Below are 19,613 nucleotides of genomic sequence, written 5' to 3' on the forward strand. Positions count from 1 at the left end.
AAGAAAGCTGTCCAATGAATCGCAAACGTCCCTGGCGGCTGGCCGCCATTGTCCTGATCGCACTTGTCCTGACCGCGCTGGCGGTCCGGGCGGTGGTCAGGTTCGCTGACGCGAACGCGAGCTACACCGACGACGCCGTCGATATCGAGGTGATCGCGCCCCCCTCGCCACCGCCCGTTCCCGCGACGAACTGAGGTCCGCAGGGAACCCCGAGCCTGAACAGGGCTTCATCGCAGCGCCGGAATATGGTCAGGCTCGGGCCATGCCCCCGCCTTTCAAAGGCCGTATCCCGGCATGATCGATAACCATCCCGAACGGGAGAAGACCCTTATGACCGTCTCACGCCGCGCGTTCGCCTTCGGAACCACCGCCATCGCGGCCCTTGCCGCCCTGCCCGCCGCCGCACAGAGCGCGCTGTCGGCGGAAGATCGCGCCGTCGTGGCCCAGGCCCAGGCCTATCTGCAGAACCTGACCTCGGCCCAGGGCAATTTCGTCGAGACCTCGGGCACCCAGCGCCGCGAGGGCCGGTTCTGGATCCAGCGCCCCGGCAAGATGCGCTTCGAATACACCAGCCCGGCCGGCCTGCTGGTCGTCTCGGACGGTTCGAACGTCAAACGCTACGACCCGCGCCTGAACGTCTTCCGTCAGGTGCCGCTGGGCTCCACGCCCCTGTCGACCTTCCTCGCCCGCACCGTGCGCCTGGACCAGGGCGTGCGCATCGACCGCGTGACCCGGATGGCCTCGGGCGCCTTCGCCATCACCGCCCGTGACAACCGCCGTCCCAACGACGGTTCGGTCATCCTGTCCTTCGCCGGGTCGCCCCTGCGGCTGCACGAATGGACCATCACCGACGCCCAGGGCGGCCGCACCCGCACCCAGCTGACGACGCTGCAGCCGGCCTCCGGCCTCGCCGCCAGCCTGTTCCAGCTCAGCGACCCGACCCGCCGTCCGCGTCGCGGATGATTCGCGCTTTTGGCGAGTTGACTTTTTTCGCCCTCCGTGGCACTTTCGCAACAGGTCGGCGGGAGCCGGCCTGACCGCTACGGATTTCATCCCCTTCCCGGCGGCGAGAGACGAACCTTCCAGCGCCCGATCCCCCGATCGGGCGCTTTTTTGTTTGGCGGCCGCGGCGATGCGGCGCAGCGACTCTCCACCTTCGTCATTCCGGGCGAAGCGCAGCGGAGACCCGGAACCCAGCGGCGCCGCGACGGCGGCGAAACACTGCTGGTTGATGCAGGATTCCGGCGGGCGGTGCTCCCGACAGTTTCGCGCTCTCCCGCGCCGTTGGGTTCCGGGTCGCGCCGCAAGCGCGGCTTGCCCGGAATGACGACAGCAAGGGGATCAGCGATCCCGGATCAAAGATGCTAGACCCCCTCCATGCTTCGCATCGCCACCTGGAACATCAACTCCGTCCGCCTGCGCATCGATCAGGTCGCCCGCTTCGTCGAGGAGAGCGGGACGGACGTCCTGTGCCTGCAGGAGATCAAATGCCTCGAGGACCAGTTCCCCCGCGCGGCCTTCGAGGCCATGGGCATGCCGCACCTGAAGATCGGCGGTCAGAAGGGATGGCACGGCGTGGCCATCGCCAGTCGCAAGCCGATCACCGGGGCCCCCGCGCTCGACGTCTGCCGTGAACGCCACGCCCGCTGCGTCGGCGTGATGGTCGACGATGTGGAGATCCAGAATTTCTACATCCCCGCCGGCGGCGACGTCGCCGACCGGGCCGTGAACCCGAAATTCGATCACAAGATGGACTTCTACGAGCGCCTGACCGCCGAGATGGCGGAGCGTGACAAACAGCGGCCGCTGGTGCTGGCCGGCGATTTCAACATCGCGCCGGGCGAGAACGACGTCTGGAACCACCGCTACATGTCGAAGATCGTCAGCCACACGCCGCTTGAGGTCGAGACCCTGCGCCGGCTCCAGGCGGCCGGCGGTTTCGCCGACGTGGTGCGCGACCAGATCCCCGAACCGCAGAAGCTGGCCAGCTGGTGGAGCTACCGCGCCGCCGACTTCCGCAAGTCAAACCGCGGCCTGCGCCTCGACCACATCTGGACCTCGCCCGGCCTGACGCCGGCGGTCGCGCCCGGCACGGCCCGCATCCACGACACGGTCCGCGAATGGACCCAGCCTAGCGATCACGCCCCCGTAACGGTCGATCTGAACGTCTAGAAGGGGAAGAAGATCGGGATGGCGACCATGGCCGCCGCCCATGTGATCAGGTTCAGCGGCACCCCGACCCGCACGAAATCCATGTAGCTGTAGCCTGCCATCTGGAAGACCAGCACATTGGTCTGGTAGCCGAACGGCGTGGCGAAGGCCGCCGAGGCCGCCATCATGACCGCCACAAGGAACGGCCGCGCATCGACGCCCAGCGCATCAGCGAGCGCCACCGCGATCGGCGTGATCAGCACCGCCACCGTCGCGTTCGAAAGGAGCTCCGTCGCGAACAGGGTGACGCCGTAGAAGATGATCAGGGCGCCCATCGGACCCAGGGGCTCGACCACCCCGATCAGCGAGGCGGCCCCTGCCTCCGCCAGCCCCGTGACTTCGATGGCCGTGCCGACCACCACCATGCCGGCGATCAGCAACAGGATTTCCGGCCGCAAGCCGGCATAGGCCTCATCCGCGCTGATGACCTTGAGCAGGATCAGCACCACCGCGCCGGCGAAGGCGCTGGCGGCGATGGGCGCGAGGCCGGCCGCGGCGACAAGGATCACCGCCACGAATACGCAGATCGAGAGTACCGCCCGCCTCGGCTCCAGCGGCCGTTCCTTGCCTTTCTCATAGAGGTCGACATCCCCCAGAACCGCATCGCCGGACCCGTCCGGCTGGCTGCGGGCCTCACCGATCAGGGGCAGGCCGAACCAGCGCCGGCGGGCCGCGGGGCGATCCGCGGACTGTGCGCGTTTCGCCTGTTCCGCCTGCGCCCGCGCCATGTCGGCCTCTTCCAGACGGGCCACCCCGTCCAGCTGCCGGGCCCCGACGAGGTAGAGCCAGGCCGCGCCCGTCAGGCCGATGATCAGGCCGACGCCGGTGATGTCGAACAGACCGAAAACCGGCTGGCCCGCGTTCCGCGCCATGTCATTGACCAGCAGGTTGGTCGAGGTGCCGATCAGGGTCAGCAAGCCGCCCATGACGACGATGTAGCTCAGCGGCATCAGATAGCGTTTGGGCGAGTGGTTCAGGGACAGCGCCATATCCCGCACCACCGGCGCGGCCAGGACGACCACCGGCGTGTTGTTGAGAAAGCCCCCGACCGAGCCACACAGGCCGATCACGAGCCAGATGCCCCGTGCGCCGAGCCTCTGGGTCAGGCGCGTCGCCTGCCGTATCAGAAAGGCCAGCAGGCCCGACAGTTCGACCGCATAGGCGATGACGAACAGGCCGGCCAGGGCGATGACCGCCGGACTGGCGAAGGCGCCCTGCACCTCGACGGGCCTCACCACGCCCAGCATCAGCAGCACGGCGGCGCCCGTCAGGGCCACCACATCCGCCCGCAGCTTGCCGTGGATCAGGGCCGCGACGACGGCGACGAGGACGGCGAGGGCGGCGATCTGGTCGAACGACATGAACCCTCCCCGCCCCGATGCGCTAGGTCAGGGGTAGCGGATCGAAGGAGGGGACGGTTCCATGACGCGAAAGACGGCCCACATGATCTTCTCCGGGGCCGCGATCGCCGCCTCGATCAACCTCGCAGCATGCCAACGGCCCGAGCCGGCGGAAATCGCCAGCCCTGATCCCGAAATCGCAGCGCCCGCCGATCCGAAACCGCAGTCTTCTCCCTCCGTTCTGGGCCGCGCGGAGTTGCTGGACGCCGTCGCCGCCGCTGCATCGGATGCGGCCGGCGGCGTCGCCCGGCGCGGGCCATCCGGCATCGACGGGCGCCAATTCAGATTGCGGTTCGCCTTTGGCTGTCATGGCGAAGACCCGCCCCCGCCGGACGTGGATACTGACGGCGACGGCGTGGCGCGCTGGTTCCGGCCGGCTGGCGGAGGGAATTTGCGACTTTCGCTCTCCCCCGCGGACTGGAGCGAGGGCGATCCCACAGGCCCCGCGCCTCCCGGTTTCGACGGCGTGGAAGGGGTGTGGATCCCGTTCCCGTGGATGAAGAGCGAGCGGTGCCCTGCGCCCGGCCTCCCCATGATGGACGCGCGGACTGTGAAGGCCGAGCCTCGGGCAGGGTTGGCCATGCTGCGGGCGAAAGACGGATCCAGACTGGGGCGGGCGGGCACGGACGACTTTACACACCTGGTGCGTGGCGAGGCCGGAGCGCCCGCGGTGGCCCCTGGGGATGGTTATCGTCTGGTCATCGAGGGCCGGCTGACGGCCTGGGCGGATGGCCGGGTGATCCGCTGCCGCGTCATACGATCGGACGAGCCCCCGGCCTGCGTTATAGGGGCCGCCGTGGACAAGGTCGCCTTTGAGAATGCGGCGGGGGCCAGCCTCAGCGAATGGCGGCCCGGCTGATCACGGTTGCAGCCGGTACCCGCCCGCGTCGGTCAACAGCAGGCGGGCCTGACCGGGCTCGGGCTCGATCTTCTGGCGCAGGCGGTAGATGTGGGTTTCCAGCGTGTGGGTCGTGACCCCGGCGTTGTAGCCCCAGACCTCGGTCAGCAGCTCCTCGCGCGACACGGCCTTGGCCCCGGCGCGATAGAGATATTTGAGGATGTTGGTTTCCTTCTCGGTCAGCCGCACCTTGCGCGCCTTGTCGTCGACCAGGACCTTGGCGGCGGGCCGGAACTCATAGGGACCGATGCGGAAGACGGCGTCTTCCGACTGTTCGTGGCTCCGCAGATGGGCCCGGATGCGGGCCAGCAGGACGGCGAAGCGGAAGGGCTTGGTGACATAGTCATTGGCCCCGGACTCCAGCCCCAGCACGGTGTCGGAATCCGACGACTGGCCGGTCAGCATGATAATCGGGGTCGAGACGCCGTCCTTGCGCAGCAGGCGGCAGGCCTCGCGCCCGTCCATGTCGGGCAGGTCGACGTCCAGGAGGATCAGGTCGGCCCGCACCTCGCGCCCCATCCGCACGCCTTCGGCGGCGGTCGAGGCCTGCACCGGGCGGAAGGCCTCGTGCAGCGCCAGCTGTTCGGCCAAGGCCTCGCGCAGGTCGTCGTCGTCGTCGATGATCAGGATGGTTTTGGGCGTGGGCATGACTACCAGAATGGCGAGCGTTGCCCGTTCCGCCAAGGGCAGGAGCCCAAGCGGAGCGGTTTTCAGTCGATAGAGGCCGTTTGGAGGGTGTTTCGTTCCCCGAATAGCGCCGATCCGACGCGGACATGGGTCGCGCCCAGGCCGATTGCGGCCTCGTAGTCGCCGCTCATCCCCATCGACAGCACCTTCAGCCCGTTGCGGCGGGCGATCTGACCCAGCAGATCGAAATGTCTTTCCGGGGCCTCGTCGGCGGGCGGAATGCACATCAGACCCTCGACCATGAGCCCCGACGACCGGGCATGGGCGATCAAGGCGTCAGCGTCTTCGGGCAGGACGCCAGCCTTCTGCGGTTCGGCCCCGGTGTTGACCTGCACCAGCACCCGTACAGATTTCCCCGCCTTGCCGCCCGCCGCAGCCAAGGCGTCGCCCAGTTTCAGGCGGTCCAGCGTCTCGATGACGTCAAAGAGGGCGACCGCGTCGCCAGCCTTGTTGGTCTGCAGCGGTCCGATCAGCCTCAGCTCGAGGTCGGGAACAAGGGCGCGGTGGTCGGTCCAGCGTCCCTGCGCCTCCTGCACCCGGTTCTCGCCGAACACCCGCTGGCCCGCCGCCAGTATGGCGTCGATCGCCTCGGGGGGCTGGGTCTTTGTCACGGCTGTCAGCACGACGCTGTCCGGCGCGCGCCCGGCGGCGCGGCAGGCCTGCGCCATCCGGGCTCGCACCGTTCCGAGACGGCGGGCCACGCTGGACGCATCGGCTGGATCGGGGGATGAGGAGGCCATGAACCGCTCGGATGCCGAAATCCTGTGGGAGGTCGCCTGTGTCCTCGCACGCGACGCCGCCAAAGTCAGCGGGGCGTCCGCCCTTCCCCCCCTGTTGTTTTTCACCGACCCCCAACGCACGCCCCGGCCGTGGGATACGGCCGCCCGTTTGCCGGCGGGGGCGGCCGTGGTGTTCCGCCATTTCGGTCAGCCGGACGCCCGAGGGACCGCCTTGCGTCTGCGGGAGATCACGGCCGGGCGCGGCGTCCGGCTGCTGATCGGTCTCGACGCCGATCTGGCCGACGCCGTCGGCGCGGACGGGGTGCATCTGCCTGAACGTGCGCTGGATCAGGCCCGCGAGCTGTCGAAGGCGCAGCCGCAGTGGTTGATCACCGGCGCGGCCCACGCCGGCTCCGCGCTCGACGCGCCCGGCGTTCACGCCCGGGTCCTGTCGCCGGTCTTCCCGGCGGGCGGCCCGTCCGGAGCCACGCCGCCGCTGGGCCTGGACCGGTTCAGCGCGCTGGCGGAGTCAGCGGCCTGCCCCGTCTACGCCCTCGGCGGGGTCGATGCGAAAAACGCCCGCAGCCTCATCGGCTCGGGCGCTTGTGGCATTGCGGGGGTGTCGGCGATCCAGGCGGCGTTCAGCGCCTGACCGGCCTCAGAACCGGAAGATCGATTCCAGCCGGAAGCGCGGGGCCGAGCGGCGTTCGGTCTGCGGCCCGGTGGCGGGATCGGTGTCGGTCTCGGCCAGACCGGCCGCGGCGCCGACGCGGAGGCGCGGGTTGACGCGGTAGTAGGCGCCGGCCTCGACATCGCCAACGCCGCGGTCGCGGGTCTCGGGCTGGCTGAGGTTCAGGTCCAGACCCCAGCGGCCGCGCTCGGTGAAGCGCAGGCGCGAGGTGCCGGTGGCCGCGCGGGCGGACTGGGCTTCGTTCAGCGAAACGGCGGGCGCGCGGCTGCGGGCGGCGGCCTGGGCCGACGCGGCGTCGGCTGCGGCCACGAGCGTAAGGCCCGCGGCCAGTCCAGCTATGACGGCGCTTTTGCTGCGCATGTCCTGCCCTTCACGCCACGACGGGGATCCCGTCGCGATCTCTTGCCAGCAAGTAGACACCGCTGGTCAGCCCGGTCAACGAAACGGCGTAGCTGTACGGTGGTTCCGCGCGACTCTGGGGACTCCTGTGGCGCGAGCGTCACGACTCCGGGGTTCCCGTGACGCGGGAATGCCCCAATGCGGGACATATCCTTCAGCTCCCGACACGTCTTCGCCTTGTCATCGCCCCTTTTCGCCGTGTTATAGAGCCTCGCTTCGGCTGCGACCCCTGTTCGGGCAGGCCAGCGCGTGGGTGGAACCGGTCCGCCGCACGTTTCGATCGAATGGAGTTTCTCGATGGTGCTGGTTCGCGGTGCGATGTTCGCCCTCCTCGCCTCGGGCGTTCTGCTGAGCGGCTGCTCGTCCGACCGTCCGTTCGGGCCCACCGTTGGCGACGTCTTCGGCATGGACAGCGCGACCAAGGCCGCCGCTGCAGCCCAGACCGGCATTGGCGTCAACGCCTTCCTGTGGCGCGCCACCCTCGACACCATGGCCTTCATGCCCCTGGCCAACGCCGATCCCTGGGGCGGCGTCATCAACTACGACTGTCAAGGCCACGGTCTTCATCCTAGACACCCGCCTTCGCGCCGATGCGCTGAACGTGACGGTGACCAAGGAAGTCCGCGACGCCACAGGCGCCTGGGTCGGGGCCCGCGTCGCGGCCCAGACCGAGACCGATCTGGAAAACGCCATCCTGACCAAGGCGCGCCAGCTCAACCTCCAGAACGCCGGCTAACCCTCCCCGATACCCACCGCCTCCTTCTGGCCCCGCCTTCAGGAGCGACCCTGAAGGATTCCCGTGGCCCGATACGAGCCCAAGACCGCCGAACCCCGCCAGCAGGCCCGCTGGGCGGCCGCTGACGCCTTCCGCACCCCCACCGAGGGGACCGGCAAGCCGAAATACTATGTGCTTGAGATGTTCCCCTATCCGTCGGGGGCCATCCACATGGGCCACGCCCGCAACTACGTCATGGGCGACGTGGTGGCGCGGTCGAAGCGGGCGCAGGGCTTCGACGTCCTGCACCCCATGGGCTGGGACGCCTTCGGTCTGCCGGCCGAGAACGCCGCCATCGAACGGGGCATTCATCCCGGCGACTGGACCTGGTCCAACATCGCCGCCATGCGCGACCAGCTGAAGCTGCTGGGCCTGTCGCTGGACTGGTCGCGCGAATTCGCCACCTGCGATCCGGCCTACTACGGCAAGCAGCAGGCTTGGTTCCTGGAGCTGTTCCGGCGCGGCCTGGTCTATCGCAAGGACTCGGTCGTCAACTGGGACCCGGTCGACAACACCGTCCTGGCCAATGAACAGGTGGTCGATGGCCGCGGCTGGCGCTCGGGCGCGATCGTCGAGAAGCGCAAGCTGAACCAGTGGTTCCTGCGCATCACGGACTACGCCGACGACCTGATCGAGGGCCTGAAAGAGCTGGAAGGCCGCTGGCCGGACAAGGTCCGCCTGATGCAGGAGAACTGGATCGGCCGGTCCAAGGGCCTGCAGATGACGTGGAAATGGGCCGGAGACGCGCCCGCCGCCGCGCCGGACGGTCTGGAGATCTACACCACCCGCCCCGACACCCTGTTCGGCGCCAGCTTCATGGGCGTGGCCCCCGACCACCCCATCGCCCGCGCCATCGCCGAGACCAACCCCGACGCAGCCGCCTTCGTCGCCGAATGCCGCAAGGGCGGCTCGACCCAGGCCGAGATCGAACAGGCCGAAAAGATCGGTTTCGATACGGGCCTGAAGGTCCTCCACCCGTTCGACGGCCGCGAGGTCAGCGTCTGGATCGCCAACTTCATCCTGTCGGAATACGGCACCGGGGCCATCTTCGGCTGCCCGGCCCACGACCAGCGCGACCTCGACTTCGCCCGCAAGTACGCCCTGCCCGTCATCCCGGTCGTGAGACCTGACGGCGCTGGCGACGATTTCGAAGTCGGTTCAGAGGCTTATGTCGGCCCCGGCCGCCTGTTCCACTCCGACTTCATGGACGGAATGGAGATCGAGCCGGCCAAGGCCGCGGCTATCGCCCGCATCGAGGCCGCCGGTCAGGGTCAGGGAGCAACCATCTATCGTCTGCGCGACTGGGGCGTCAGCCGCCAGCGGTACTGGGGATGTCCCATCCCTGTGATCCACTGCGCCAAATGCGGTCCCGTGGGCGTGCCCGCCGAGCAGCTGCCCGTCGAACTGCCCAAGGACGTGACCTTCGACACGCCCGGCAATCCGCTGGACCGCCACCCGACATGGAAACACGTCGCCTGCCCGACCTGCGGCGGCGAGGCCGTGCGCGAGACCGACACCCTCGACACCTTCGTGGACTCCAGCTGGTATTTCGCCCGCTTCACCGACCCGACGGCGGCCGAACCCATCTCGAAGGCCGCGGCCGACAAATGGCTGCCGGTCGATCAGTATATCGGCGGCGTCGAACACGCCGTCCTGCACCTGCTCTACGCCCGCTTCATCAGCCGCGCCCTCAGCGACGCCGGCCTGATGTCGGTCAAGGAGCCGTTCGCCGGCCTGTTCACGCAAGGCATGGTGGTCCACGAGACCTACCGCCGCGCCGACGGCCTGTGGGTCGAACCCACGGACGTCGAACTGACCAACGACGCCGGCAAACGCTCGGCCCGTCAGCTCTCGACCGGCGAGACCCTGACCATCGGCGACATCGAGAAGATGTCGAAGTCGAAGAAGAACGTCGTCGCCCCGCAGGAGATCGTCGAGGGCTATGGCGTCGACGCCGGCCGGCTGTTCGTCCTCAGCGACAGCCCGCCCGAACGCGACGTCCAATGGACCCCCGGCGGCGTCGAGGGCGCAGGCCGCTTCGTCCAGCGCGTCTGGGCCGAGGTCGATGGGTTCGATCCGAACGCCGCGGGCGAGCCCGAGGCCGACGCCTTCCTGATCCGCGAGACGCACAAGGCCATCAAGGCGGTGTCCGAGGGCGTCTCCGCCTTCCGCTTCAACTCGGCCATCGCCAAGCTGTACGGCTTCATCGCCACGGTGCGCGACACGTCGAAAGCCGGCGGCGCGGCGCGGCGCGAGGCGCTGTCGGCCCTGACCCGGCTGATCGCACCCTTCACCCCCCACCTGGCGGAGGAGTGCTGGACGCGCCTCGGCGAACAGGGGATGGTGCTGGACGCGCCCTGGCCGGTGTTCGATCCAGCCCTGGCGGCCGACGACGAGGTGGTCCTGCCGATCCAGGTCAACGGCAAGCGCCGCGGCGAAATCCGCGTCGCCCGGGGTCTGGAGCCGGCCGAGGTCGAGGCGATCGTCATGGCCGACGCCGACGTGCAGGCGCGGCTGGAGGGTCAGACGGTGAGGAAGATCGTGGTGGTGAAGGATCGCATCGTCAATCTGGTGGTCGGCTGATGCGCCGGCTGGCCCTTACGTTTGTCTCCTTTGTGGGACTTTCCGCCTGCGGCTTCACGCCGATGTACGGCGACACGGGCGTGAGCGGCTCACTGTCGCGCATCGCCGTGACCACCCAGGACGACCGCCTCGGCTATCGCGTGCGGGAGCAGCTGGAGGACGCCCTCGGTCGCGACGGCTCGCAGCAACCTCTGTGGCGCCTGCAGACCGATCTGGACCAGTCGCGCCGCTCACTGGGCCGCCGGATCGACGACACCGCCACCCGCTATGAACTGACCGTGCGCGGGGCCTGGACCCTGACCCCGGCCGCCGGCGGCGAACCCTTGGGCGGGGTTGAGACGGTCACCACCACCTACGCCGCTGCGGACCAGCCCTACGCCGCTATCGCCGCCCAGCAGGACGGCGAGGAACGCGCCGCCGCCGAACTGGCGCGCCTGATCCGGCTGGACATCATGCGGGCGCTGTCGGCGCAGCCTTGAGGGTCGCCCGGTGATCCTGACCAAACGCCCCGAGGTCGACCGCTTCCTGTCCTCGCCCGACCGCGGCGTCCGCGCTGCGGTCATTCACGGCAAGGACCGATCCGGCGTCGCGGAGCGGGCCGGGATTCTGTGCAAGGCGATCACGCCCGATCTGAACGACCCCTTCAACGTCACCGTCCTGACTGACAGCGACATAGACGGCGACGAGGCGCGGCTGGAAGAGGCCCTGACCGCGCTGAGCATGATCGGCGGCCGCCGACTGGTGCGTGTGCGGCTGGGCTCCGAGAAAGCCTCGATAGACAAGATGCTGGCCGCCGCGGTCAGGAACCACGCCGAGGGCGCCTACAATCCTGACGCCATGCTGGTCATCGAGGCCGGCGCGTTGGGCCGGGATTCCGCCCTCCGCAAAGCGGCCGAGGGGGCGAAGGAAGCCGTCGGCATTGCTTGTTACGAGGATGAGACGGGCGATGTCGCCCGAATGACGCGGGAGGCCCTGGCTGCGGACAAGGTCGGGCTGACCGGCGACGCCCTGGACCGTTTCGTCAGCCGCCTGCCGCGCGAACGGGGCCTGATGCGGCAGGAGATCGAGCGGCTGGCCCTCTATATCGGGCCCGGCTCGGGCAAGACCATCGACGTGGCCGAGCTGGAACAGCATCTGGGGGTCGAGGCCGACGCCTCCCTGCAGGACGCCGCGCTTCAGGCCTTCGGCGGCCGCCCCGCACCGGCCCAGTCCGGCCTGCGCCGCGCGTTCGCGGAGGGCGAGTCGCCCGTCATGGCGGTCAGACAGGCCTCGATCCATCTGGGCCGCCTGCGCCGCATCAATGTGCTTCAGGCCAATGGCTCGGGGGCCAAGGAGGCGGCCAAGGCGGCGGGGGTGTTCTGGAAACAGGAGGCCGAGATGCTGCGTCAGGCGCGGAGCTGGCGTCTTGAGGACCTCGACCGGGTGCTGGACAGCGTCAACACCGCCGACATCGCCACCAAGACGACGGGCTCGCCCGATCAGTTGATCGCAGAACGGCTGCTTCTGGAGATTTCCGCGCGGGCGCGACGGCTGGTGCTCTAGCCCCCGGCGGATCAGCCCCGCTTCGACGCCTTCCGGAAGGCGGGCTTGGCCAAGGCGACGCTGCGCGCCTGCTGGGCCTTTTCCTCAGCCCGGGCCGAGCCCTGGAGGCCCGTATATCCGGGCCCGCCCCCGGCCTTCTTGGCCGCGAGGGCGCGTTTCATGGCTTCGGCGGTCGGATTGCTGGGCTTGTCGGTCATTCGGTCAGCCTAGCACAGGTTGGCGTCAGCCCCGCATCAGCCGGCGGCACAGATCGTCCAGCTGTTCCAGCGAGCCGTAGCGGATGGTGATCTCGCCCTTGCCGCCCTTGTCCGCCAGCTGGACCTTCAGGCCCAAGGCGTCGGCCAGATCCTGCTCCAGCGCCGCCACATCGGCCGCGCCTTCGCCCGACGCAGCCGAAGCCGTCCTCGCCTTGCCGGGTTTCGGACCTTCCGCGGCGCGGCGCGCCAGAGCCTCGGCCTGACGGACGTTCAGCCCCTCATCGACGATCTGCTGCGCGAGAGCGGCCGGATTGGGCGCGGTGATCAGCGCCCGGGCGTGACCCGCGCTCATCTTGTCGTTCCGAACGAACCACAGAACCTCTTCAGGCAGCTGCAGCAGGCGCAGGGTGTTGGCCACATGGCTGCGGCTCTTGCCGACCACGCCGGCGACGGCGTCCTGGGTGCGGCCGAACCGCTCCATCAGCATACGATAGGCGTCGGCCTCTTCCAGCGGGTTGAGGTCGGCGCGTTGGACGTTCTCGATGATCGCGACCTCGAAGACCTCGACGTCGTCCATCTCGCGGACCACGACCGGCACCTCGGTCAGACGCGCCAGCTGGGCGGCGCGCCAGCGGCGTTCGCCCGCAATGATCTGCCAGACGCCGTCCTGCCCCGGTTGCGACCGCACGAGGATCGGCTGCAGCACGCCCTTGTCGCGGATCGAGGCCGACAGCTCGGCCAGATCGTCGTTGTTGAAGATCTTGCGGGGCTGTTCCGGATTGGGCTTCAGGCTCTCGATCGGGGCCATGCGCACGCCGGCGGGCGCGGGCGCGCCGTCGACCGGGGCGCTCTCGGCCACCTGTTCACCCAGAAGGGCGGAAAGACCCCGCCCGAGGCCGCGCTGACGTTCGCTCAAGACACTGATTCCGTTCTTCTATTCATCATCACGCGGCCTGAAGCCGACGGGATTTCTCGCGCGCCACCACCTCGCGGGCGAGGCGCAGATAGGCCTGGCTGCCGGCGCATTTCAGGTCGTAGATCCTCCGCCACCCGCACATTCCGCGGAATGACCGATTCATAGACCTTGTCGCCGAAGTGATTGCGCACGTCGTTGGCGACCTGTCCCGACAGGGCGCTGCGCCGGTCGTACATGGTCAGGACCAGCCCCTGGATCTCCAGCGTCGGGTTCAGGCTCTGCCTCACCATCTCGATAGTCTTCATCAATTGGGTCAGGCCCTCGAGCGCGAAGAATTCGCACTGCAACGGCACCAGAACCGCGTCGGCCGCGGCCATGGCGTTGAGCGTGAGCAGGTTCAGCGAAGGCGGGCAGTCGATCAGCACATAGTCGTACCGGGTCTGACCCTCAGCCCCCTGCCCGGCCAGCGCGTCGCGCAGACGGAACGAGCGGCGGTCGGCTTGGCTCAACTCGATCTCCACGCCCGACATATCAGCGTCGGCAGGAATAATGTGCAGTCCGGGCACCGAGGTATGAACCGCGGAGTCGTCAACCGAGCGGCCATCGACGATGACATCGTAGATCGTCACCCGTCGTGTTTCACGTGGAACACCCAGACCGGTCGAGGCATTGCCCTGCGGATCCATGTCGACGATCAGCACCTTTTCCCCGATCGCGGCCAGGGCCGTGCCGAGGTTGATCGCCGTCGTGGTCTTGCCCACGCCGCCCTTCTGGTTGGAAACAGCGAGGACGCGAGTCTTACCGGTTGGGGACACGTCGAAGGCTCCGGACGGAAACGATACGGCCGCGCGGATCACTGCGCGAAACGGAGAGGTCGCTATCGAACTGCCAGACCTTGCGGGCTTCGATCAACTCAACCTCGGCCTTTTCCCCCTTGAGAAACAGCCCCTGTGCGCCGCGCTGTAGATAAGGCTGTGCATAGCCGAGAAGCTTCTCCATCGGAGCGACGGCGCGGGCGGTGACGATGTCGACCTTGACCCTCTGTTCCTCGGCCCGGCCGTTGATCACCGTGGCCCGCAGGGACAGGGCGTCGACCACCTCCTGCAGGAAGCGGCAGCGCTTTCCGAGGCTGTCGATCAGCCAGACATGACTGTCCGGACGGTCCTTCAGCAGGATGGCGAGCACCACCCCGGGGAAGCCCGCGCCCGCGCCGAGATCGGCCCAGGTCTTCGCGTTCGGCTCCATCTCCAGCAGTTGTGCGGAATCCCAGATGTGACGGTTCCAGACGTCGGGCAGGCTGTCGGGCCCCACGAGGTTCATCACGGCGTTGGCCTCGGTCAGGCGGACGATGAAGCGCTCGAGGTCAGCCATCTGGGCCGGGGTGGCCTGCGTATGGGCCTGAAACGTGGCCGCGTCGGTCAGGCTCACGCGGCCACCCTGGTCCGTTTGACGTGGGACAGAAGCGCCGTCAGGGCGCCGGGGGTCATGCCCTCGATGCGCCCGGCCTGACCCAGGGTGCGAGGCTGGACCAGCGTGAGCTTCTCGCGGACCTCGTTCGACAGACTGCCAATGGCCGCATAGTCGAGGTCGACCGGGATGGCGAGCGCCTCCTCGCGCCGCAGGGCCTCGGCGTCCGAGGCTTGGCGCTCCAGATACCCGGCGTAGCCAGCGTCGATCTCGATCTGCTGGCGGACCTGATCCGACCAGCCCGAGATCTGCGGTCGGGTCGAAAGGAAGGTGTCGAGGGTCACACCGGGGAAGGCCAGAAGGTCGCGGATCGAACGGCGCTGGCCGTCCGCATTGACGTGAATTCCGAGGCCCGCCGCCTCCTTGGGCGTGAACACTGTTTCACGTGAAACAGCGGTCGCCTCCGCCAGCTGGGCGGACTTGGCCCGGAAAGCCTCGCTGCGACGGGACGAGACGATGCCCGCCTCCATCGCCAAGGGGGTCAACCGTTGATCCGCATTGTCGGCCCGCAGCGTCAACCTGTACTCGGCCCGGCTGGTGAACATCCGGTAGGGCTCGGTAACGCCGCGTGTGACCAGATCGTCGATCATGACGCCGATATAGGCCTGGTCGCGGCCCAGAATGATCGGGTCCGAGCCGGCGGCGGCGCGGGCGGCGTTCAGGCCGGCGATGAGGCCTTGCGCCCCCGCCTCCTCATAGCCCGTGGTGCCGTTTATCTGGCCGGCCAGATACAGGCCGGGCCGCTTCTTGACCTCCAGCGCCGGGGTCAGTTCGCGCGGGTCGACATAGTCGTATTCGATGGCGTAGCCGAAGCGGAACACCTCCACCGCCTCCAGCCCCGGAATGGTGCGCAGGAAGGCGGACTGGGTCGCATCCGACACCGAGGTCGAGATGCCGTTCGGATAGACGGTCGGGTCGTCGAGTCCCTCGGGTTCGAGAAAAATCTGGTGCGAGGTCTTGTCGGCGAACCGGACCACCTTGTCCTCGATCGAGGGGCAGTAGCGGGGGCCGCGGCCGGACAGGTGGCCGCCGTAGACGGCGCTTTCACCCAGGTTCTCGGCGATGATCCGGTGCGTCTCGGCCGTGGTGTGGGTCACGCCGCAGGCGATCTGGGGCACGTCGATCCGGTCGGTCAGGAAGCTGAAGGGCACGGGCTCGGCGTCGGCCTGCTGCATCTCCAGCCGGTCCCAGGCGATGGTGCGGCCGTCGAGGCGGGCGGGCGTGCCGGTCTTCAGTCGGCCCATCTGCAGGCCCGCGCCATAGAGGTCGGCGGCCAGACCGGTCGAGGGAGCCTCGCCGTGGCGGCCCGCAGGAATGCGTTGGTCGCCCTTGTGGATGACCCCGTTCAGGAAGGTGCCTGTGGTCAGGACCACGGCGCCGGCGCGGACCTCGGTCCCCTCACCCGTGACCACGCCGACGACGCGACCGCCGTCGAGGATCAGGTTTTCGGCCGTGCCGGCCATCAGGGTCAGGTACGGGGTCTGCGCCAGTTCGGCCTGCATCGCCTCGCGGTACAGACGGCGATCGATCTGGCTGCGAGGCCCCTGCACCGCCGCGCCCTTGGAGCGGTTGAGCAGTCGGAACTGGATGCCGGAGACGTCGCCCAGCCGGCCCATGACGCCGTCCATGGCGTCGATCTCGCGCACCAGATGGCCTTTGCCCAGACCGCCGATGGCCGGATTGCAGGACATCTCGCCGATGGTCTCGAGCTTCTGGGTCAGCAGCACCGTGCGCGCACCGGCGCGCGCGGACGCGGCCGCGGCCTCGCAGCCGGCGTGTCCGCCGCCGATGACGATGACATCAAAGGATTTCATGGCCGGGGACATAGGGGAAAAGCGCCCGAAACGCCACCGGCGCTGTGGCGGTGTTTCACGTGAAACAGATCATTTGCCGATACAGAACGTCGAGAACACCTCTCCGAGGATGTCCTCGACGCCGATGGCGCCCGTCACCCGGCCCAAGGTTTCGGCGGCGCGGCGCAGGTCGTCGCCGGCCATTTCCGGCGTATGATCGAGCGCGCGGCGCGCCGCTTCCACATCGATCAGGGCCTCCGTGAGGCGGCGGCGATGGCGTTCACGGGTCACGGCCGGGAAGTCGGCGCCCGACAGATCCCGGGCCAGTCTCGCGGCGATCCAGTCGTGAAGCCGCGTCAACCCCTCGCCCGTCGCGGTGCTGACGACGAGATTTTCCATATCCTCGACGGCGTCGGTATGGCCGAGGTCTGACTTGTTGAGGATCAGGAGATCGCCTGGCTGAACATAGTCGGCGGCGACGCCCGGAGGATCACCCGGACCCCTTACCCAGAGCCGCAGGTCCGCCGCCTCGGCTCTCGCCCGCGCGCGGCGCACGCCCTCGGCTTCCACAACATCTTCGGACTCTCGCAGACCCGCGGTGTCGGACAGGGTCACGGCGTAGCCGCCGATGATTAGATCGGCGTCCAGCACGTCGCGGGTGGTGCCGGCGATGGGCGTGACGATGGCGGCCTCGCGCGCAACCAAAGCATTGAACAGCGATGATTTTCCGGCGTTGGTTTCGCCGATCAGGACGATCCGATAGCCCTCGCGCACGCGCTCGCCGCGCCGGGCGTCGGCCAGGGCGGCGCGCAAATCGGCGATCAGCTGGTCGAGCACCGGCCCCGCCGTGCGGGCCAGATTGTCGGGGATTTCCTCGTCCGGGAAATCGATCTCGGCCTCGACGAGCGCCATCGCCTTGAGCAGGTCGCGGCGAAAGCCCGTGTAGGTGCGCGACAGGGCGCCATCGAGCTGGCCCAGCGCCTGCGAGGCCTGGGCTGTGGTCTCGGCGTCGATCAGATCGGCGACAGCCTCGGCCTGGGCCAGGTCCATGCGACCGTTCTCGAAGGCGCGGCGGGTGAACTCGCCCGGGTCGGCCGGTCGCAGGCCGAGCGCGATCAGGGCCTGACTGGCTGCCTCGACCACCGCGCGGCCGCCGTGGAGGTGGAGCTCTGCGGAGTGTTCGCCGGTGTAGCTGTTCGGGGCGGGGAAACGCAGGACCAGCGCCTCGTCGATCGGCTGACCCTCGTGGCGCAGCGTGCGCAGTGACGCCAGACGCGGCTTCAGGTCGCCGGCGCCGAGCGCCGAGAGGGCGGCTTCGGTCCCGGGACCGGACAGGCGGAGGATGGCGATGGCGCCCCGGCCGGGCGGGGTCGCGAGGGCGAAGATGGTGTCGGTCATTTGTCTCCTCCCTATTCCATGGGGAGGTGGCGCGCCGCACTTGCGGCGTGACGGAGGGGGTGACACCGGCGCTTGGGGCGACGTCGTCGGGTCGCAATGCGACCCTCCTCCACCCCTCCACCGCTTCGCGGTCCCCCTCCCCACTTCGTGGGGAGGAGACGCGAGGTCACGGCTTGCTGGCTCCGCCGACCGCGGTCTCCATCAACTTGCGGAACTGGTCCTGGGCCTGGAGGCCGAAGCTGGTCCAGGTCTTCATCAGCTCTTCGGGCTGCATGGCCGTGATGTTCTCGTCCATGCGCCGCTTCATCTCGGAGACGAGATGGTCGTTCAGCGGCTCGACGTCCGGCAGGCCCATGAAGGCGCGCGCTTCCGCCGGTGTGCAATCGACCTCGACCGTGACCTTCATGCCGCCGCTCCATGTTTCACGTGAAACACGACCTTCCGTGTCCGGAGGGTCAGGTGTTCATCGACTGGAAGAAGTCCGCATTGTTCTTGGACTGGCGCAGCTTGTCGATCAGGAATTCGATCGCATCCTGCGGGCCCATCGGGTTCAGGATGCGGCGCAGGACGTAGGTCTTGGCCAGCTGATCCTTGGGAGTGGTCAGCTCTTCCTTGCGGGTGCCGGACTTCAGAACGTCGATGGCGGGGAAGATGCGCTTGTCGGCGACCTTGCGATCGAGGACGATTTCCGAGTTACCGGTGCCCTTGAACTCTTCAAAGATGACCTCGTCCATCCGCGAGCCCGTGTCGATCAGGGCGGTGGCGATGATGGTGAGCGAGCCCCCCTGCTCCACGTTCCGCGCGGCGCCGAAGAAGCGCTTGGGCCGCTGCAGGGCGTTGGCGTCGACGCCGCCCGTCAGGACCTTGCCCGACGACGGGACGGTGGCGTTGTAGGCCCGGCCCAGGCGGGTGATGGAGTCGAGCAGGATGACGACGTCCTTCTTGTGCTCGACCAGACGCTTGGCCTTTTCGATCACCATTTCGGCGACCGCGACGTGGCGGGTGGCCGGCTCGTCGAAGGTCGAGGCGATGACCTCGCCCTTCACCGTGCGCTGCATGTCGGTGACTTCCTCGGGGCGCTCGTCGATGAGCAGCACCATCAGGGTCACTTCAGGGTGGTTGCGCTCGATCGACTTGGCGATGTTCTGCAGCATGACGGTCTTGCCGACGCGCGGCGGGGCGACGATCAGGCAGCGCTGGCCTTTGCCGAGCGGGGCGACGATGTCGATGACCCGGCCCGAGCGGTCCTTCAGCGTCGGGTCCTGGATTTCCATGTGCAGCCGCTCTTCGGGATAGAGCGGGGTCAGGTTGTCGAACAGGACCTTGGTCTTGACCGTTTCGGGGTCCTCGAAATTGATCGTGTCGACCTTGAGCAGGGCGAAGTAGCGCTCGCCCTCGCGCGGACCGCGGACGGCGCCGTGGACGGTGTCGCCCGAACGCAGGCCGAAGCGGCGGATCTGCGACGGCGACACATAAACATCGTCCGGACCCGGAAGATAATTGACGTCCGGGCTGCGCAGGAAGCCGAAGCCGTCGGGCAGGATTTCCAGCGTCCCCGAGGCGATGATCTCGACCTCTTCGTCGGCCAGGGTCTTCAGGATGGCGAACAGCAGGTCCTGTTTGCGCAGGTTGCCGGCGTTCTCGATCTCGAGGCTCTCGGCGAAGGCGACCAGTTCCTCATCGGCTCGCCGTCGTCCTCGTCCTCGCCCTGCTCCTGGTCGACCATGGGCAGGTCGGAAGCGGCGACTTCCGTCGACGGCAGGTCGCCGTCGAAGGTTTCGGCTTCGGGGGCGGTGGGGTCGGTGTCGCGGACGTCGGTCATGGGAAGCTTCTTGAACATGCGCGGCCGGGCGCTCGCGAGACAGCGAGACCGGGCGGGCTGACGATGTCTGGCCTTGCGGCCGGCAGGGAGAACGACGGGCTCCGAAGGGAGAGAT

Annotated in this window: 19 protein-coding genes and 3 pseudogenes; 9 read left to right on the forward strand and 13 right to left on the reverse strand. The window is 68.4% G+C overall.

Annotated elements, in window-relative coordinates:
- Window positions 1–14: 14 nt before the first annotated feature.
- The 3 genes from ASD25_RS08675 to ASD25_RS08685 all read left to right on the forward strand — a co-directional run bounded on the left by ASD25_RS08675 (window position 15) and on the right by ASD25_RS08685 (window position 2,172).
- Window positions 15–194: a hypothetical protein gene (locus ASD25_RS08675; RefSeq protein ID WP_056616319.1), complete on the forward strand. Its 180-nt coding sequence runs from the start codon at window positions 15–17 to the stop codon at window positions 192–194.
- Window positions 195–330: 136 nt separating this feature from the next.
- Window positions 331–963 (forward strand): outer membrane lipoprotein carrier protein LolA, encoded by a 633-nt coding sequence (locus ASD25_RS08680; RefSeq protein ID WP_056617134.1) that lies wholly within the window; start codon window positions 331–333, stop codon window positions 961–963.
- 414 nt (window positions 964–1,377) lie between these two features.
- Window positions 1,378–2,172 (forward strand): exodeoxyribonuclease III, encoded by a 795-nt coding sequence (locus tag ASD25_RS08685; RefSeq protein WP_056616323.1) that lies wholly within the window; start codon window positions 1,378–1,380, stop codon window positions 2,170–2,172.
- On the opposite strand, the gene ASD25_RS08690 is transcribed toward ASD25_RS08685, so the two are convergent.
- Entirely contained in the window at window positions 2,169–3,572 is a 1,404-nt protein-coding gene (locus tag ASD25_RS08690; RefSeq protein WP_056616327.1) for an SLC13 family permease, read from the reverse strand. The genes ASD25_RS08685 and ASD25_RS08690 overlap by 4 nt on opposite strands.
- A gap of 61 nt (window positions 3,573–3,633) precedes the next feature.
- On the opposite strand from ASD25_RS08690, the gene ASD25_RS08695 reads away from it, so the two are divergent.
- Entirely contained in the window at window positions 3,634–4,470 is an 837-nt protein-coding gene (locus ASD25_RS08695; protein ID WP_056616331.1) for a hypothetical protein, read from the forward strand.
- Here the strand turns inward: ASD25_RS08695 and ASD25_RS08700 are convergent, their stop codons facing one another.
- On the reverse strand, window positions 4,471–5,157 hold the full coding sequence (locus ASD25_RS08700) for a response regulator transcription factor (protein ID WP_056616334.1): 687 nt from the start codon (window positions 5,155–5,157) through the stop codon (window positions 4,471–4,473).
- A gap of 62 nt (window positions 5,158–5,219) precedes the next feature.
- Entirely contained in the window at window positions 5,220–5,936 is a 717-nt protein-coding gene (locus ASD25_RS08705; RefSeq protein WP_056616337.1) for a YggS family pyridoxal phosphate-dependent enzyme, read from the reverse strand.
- On the opposite strand from ASD25_RS08705, the gene ASD25_RS08710 reads away from it, so the two are divergent.
- Entirely contained in the window at window positions 5,935–6,567 is a 633-nt protein-coding gene (locus ASD25_RS08710; protein WP_082572294.1) for a thiamine phosphate synthase, read from the forward strand. The two genes, ASD25_RS08705 and ASD25_RS08710, sit on opposite strands and share 2 nt — an antisense overlap.
- A 6-nt stretch (window positions 6,568–6,573) precedes the next feature.
- On the opposite strand, the gene ASD25_RS08715 is transcribed toward ASD25_RS08710, so the two are convergent.
- Entirely contained in the window at window positions 6,574–6,966 is a 393-nt protein-coding gene (locus tag ASD25_RS08715) for an NtrZ family periplasmic regulatory protein (RefSeq protein ID WP_056616339.1), read from the reverse strand.
- A gap of 336 nt (window positions 6,967–7,302) precedes the next feature.
- On the opposite strand from ASD25_RS08715, the pseudogene ASD25_RS08720 reads away from it, so the two are divergent.
- The 4 genes and pseudogenes from ASD25_RS08720 to holA all read left to right on the forward strand — a co-directional run bounded on the left by ASD25_RS08720 (window position 7,303) and on the right by holA (window position 11,905).
- A pseudogene (locus ASD25_RS08720) lies at window positions 7,303–7,741 on the forward strand (DUF3576 domain-containing protein).
- 63 nt (window positions 7,742–7,804) lie between these two features.
- A complete protein-coding gene (gene leuS, locus ASD25_RS08725) occupies window positions 7,805–10,363 on the forward strand; it encodes a leucine--tRNA ligase (RefSeq protein WP_056616342.1) in 2,559 nt (852 codons plus the stop codon).
- On the forward strand, window positions 10,363–10,842 hold the full coding sequence (gene lptE, locus ASD25_RS08730; RefSeq protein ID WP_056616344.1) for an LPS assembly lipoprotein LptE: 480 nt from the start codon (window positions 10,363–10,365) through the stop codon (window positions 10,840–10,842). Before leuS ends, lptE begins: the two co-directional genes overlap by 1 nt.
- A gap of 10 nt (window positions 10,843–10,852) precedes the next feature.
- Window positions 10,853–11,905, forward strand: a complete 1,053-nt coding sequence (gene holA, locus ASD25_RS08735; RefSeq protein ID WP_056616347.1) for a DNA polymerase III subunit delta — start codon at window positions 10,853–10,855, stop codon at window positions 11,903–11,905.
- An 11-nt stretch (window positions 11,906–11,916) separates the two neighbouring features.
- On the opposite strand, the gene ASD25_RS08740 is transcribed toward holA, so the two are convergent.
- The 9 genes and pseudogenes from ASD25_RS08740 to ASD25_RS30290 form a co-directional block, all read right to left on the reverse strand.
- Window positions 11,917–12,102, reverse strand: a complete 186-nt coding sequence (locus ASD25_RS08740) for a hypothetical protein (RefSeq protein ID WP_056616350.1) — start codon at window positions 12,100–12,102, stop codon at window positions 11,917–11,919.
- Between the two features lie 25 nt (window positions 12,103–12,127).
- Entirely contained in the window at window positions 12,128–13,018 is an 891-nt protein-coding gene (locus ASD25_RS08745; RefSeq protein ID WP_056616353.1) for a ParB/RepB/Spo0J family partition protein, read from the reverse strand.
- Window positions 13,019–13,046: 28 nt separating this feature from the next.
- Window positions 13,047–13,833 (reverse strand): annotated as a pseudogene (locus ASD25_RS08750) (ParA family protein).
- Entirely contained in the window at window positions 13,817–14,440 is a 624-nt protein-coding gene (rsmG, locus tag ASD25_RS08755; protein ID WP_056617139.1) for a 16S rRNA (guanine(527)-N(7))-methyltransferase RsmG, read from the reverse strand. The pseudogene ASD25_RS08750 and the gene rsmG overlap by 17 nt, the downstream one beginning before the upstream one ends.
- Before the next feature lie 2 nt (window positions 14,441–14,442).
- Window positions 14,443–16,299, reverse strand: coding sequence for a tRNA uridine-5-carboxymethylaminomethyl(34) synthesis enzyme MnmG (gene mnmG, locus ASD25_RS08760; protein ID WP_235562674.1), 1,857 nt, complete (start codon window positions 16,297–16,299; stop codon window positions 14,443–14,445).
- A gap of 69 nt (window positions 16,300–16,368) precedes the next feature.
- Window positions 16,369–17,676 carry a tRNA uridine-5-carboxymethylaminomethyl(34) synthesis GTPase MnmE gene (gene mnmE / locus ASD25_RS08765; RefSeq protein ID WP_056616360.1) on the reverse strand — a complete coding sequence of 436 codons (1,308 nt, stop codon included), beginning with the start codon at window positions 17,674–17,676 and terminating at the stop codon, window positions 16,369–16,371.
- 166 nt (window positions 17,677–17,842) lie between these two features.
- Entirely contained in the window at window positions 17,843–18,082 is a 240-nt protein-coding gene (locus ASD25_RS08770) for a DUF6489 family protein (protein ID WP_056616363.1), read from the reverse strand.
- Between the two features lie 49 nt (window positions 18,083–18,131).
- Window positions 18,132–19,349, reverse strand: a pseudogene (rho, locus tag ASD25_RS08775) (transcription termination factor Rho); the annotation flags it as partial.
- Window positions 19,271–19,498: a hypothetical protein gene (locus ASD25_RS30290; protein ID WP_156389228.1), complete on the reverse strand. Its 228-nt coding sequence runs from the start codon at window positions 19,496–19,498 to the stop codon at window positions 19,271–19,273. The gene ASD25_RS30290 and the pseudogene rho, both read right to left, overlap by 79 nt.
- Window positions 19,499–19,613 lie beyond the last annotated feature (115 nt).

This window comes from Brevundimonas sp. Root1423 (assembly GCF_001426805.1).

Excerpts from the sequence above, each read along its gene's own strand:
- ASD25_RS08675 (WP_056616319.1), top strand. The coding sequence starts at position 15 with ATGAATCGCAAACGTCCCTGGCGGCTGGCCGCCATTGTCCTGATCGCA.
- ASD25_RS08680 (WP_056617134.1), top strand. The coding sequence starts at position 331 with ATGACCGTCTCACGCCGCGCGTTCGCCTTCGGAACCACCGCCATCGCG.
- ASD25_RS08685 (WP_056616323.1), top strand. The coding sequence starts at position 1,378 with ATGCTTCGCATCGCCACCTGGAACATCAACTCCGTCCGCCTGCGCATC.
- ASD25_RS08690 (WP_056616327.1), bottom strand. The coding sequence starts at position 3,572 with ATGTCGTTCGACCAGATCGCCGCCCTCGCCGTCCTCGTCGCCGTCGTC.
- ASD25_RS08695 (WP_056616331.1), top strand. The coding sequence starts at position 3,634 with ATGACGCGAAAGACGGCCCACATGATCTTCTCCGGGGCCGCGATCGCC.
- ASD25_RS08700 (WP_056616334.1), bottom strand. The coding sequence starts at position 5,157 with ATGCCCACGCCCAAAACCATCCTGATCATCGACGACGACGACGACCTG.
- ASD25_RS08710 (WP_082572294.1), top strand. The coding sequence starts at position 5,935 with ATGAACCGCTCGGATGCCGAAATCCTGTGGGAGGTCGCCTGTGTCCTC.
- ASD25_RS08705 (WP_056616337.1), bottom strand. The coding sequence starts at position 5,936 with ATGGCCTCCTCATCCCCCGATCCAGCCGATGCGTCCAGCGTGGCCCGC.
- ASD25_RS08715 (WP_056616339.1), bottom strand. The coding sequence starts at position 6,966 with ATGCGCAGCAAAAGCGCCGTCATAGCTGGACTGGCCGCGGGCCTTACG.
- lptE (WP_056616344.1), top strand. The coding sequence starts at position 10,363 with ATGCGCCGGCTGGCCCTTACGTTTGTCTCCTTTGTGGGACTTTCCGCC.
- ASD25_RS08740 (WP_056616350.1), bottom strand. The coding sequence starts at position 12,102 with ATGACCGACAAGCCCAGCAATCCGACCGCCGAAGCCATGAAACGCGCC.
- mnmG (WP_235562674.1), bottom strand. The coding sequence starts at position 16,299 with ATGAAATCCTTTGATGTCATCGTCATCGGCGGCGGACACGCCGGCTGC.
- mnmE (WP_056616360.1), bottom strand. The coding sequence starts at position 17,676 with ATGACCGACACCATCTTCGCCCTCGCGACCCCGCCCGGCCGGGGCGCC.
- ASD25_RS08770 (WP_056616363.1), bottom strand. The coding sequence starts at position 18,082 with ATGAAGGTCACGGTCGAGGTCGATTGCACACCGGCGGAAGCGCGCGCC.
- ASD25_RS30290 (WP_156389228.1), bottom strand. The coding sequence starts at position 19,498 with ATGACCGACGTCCGCGACACCGACCCCACCGCCCCCGAAGCCGAAACC.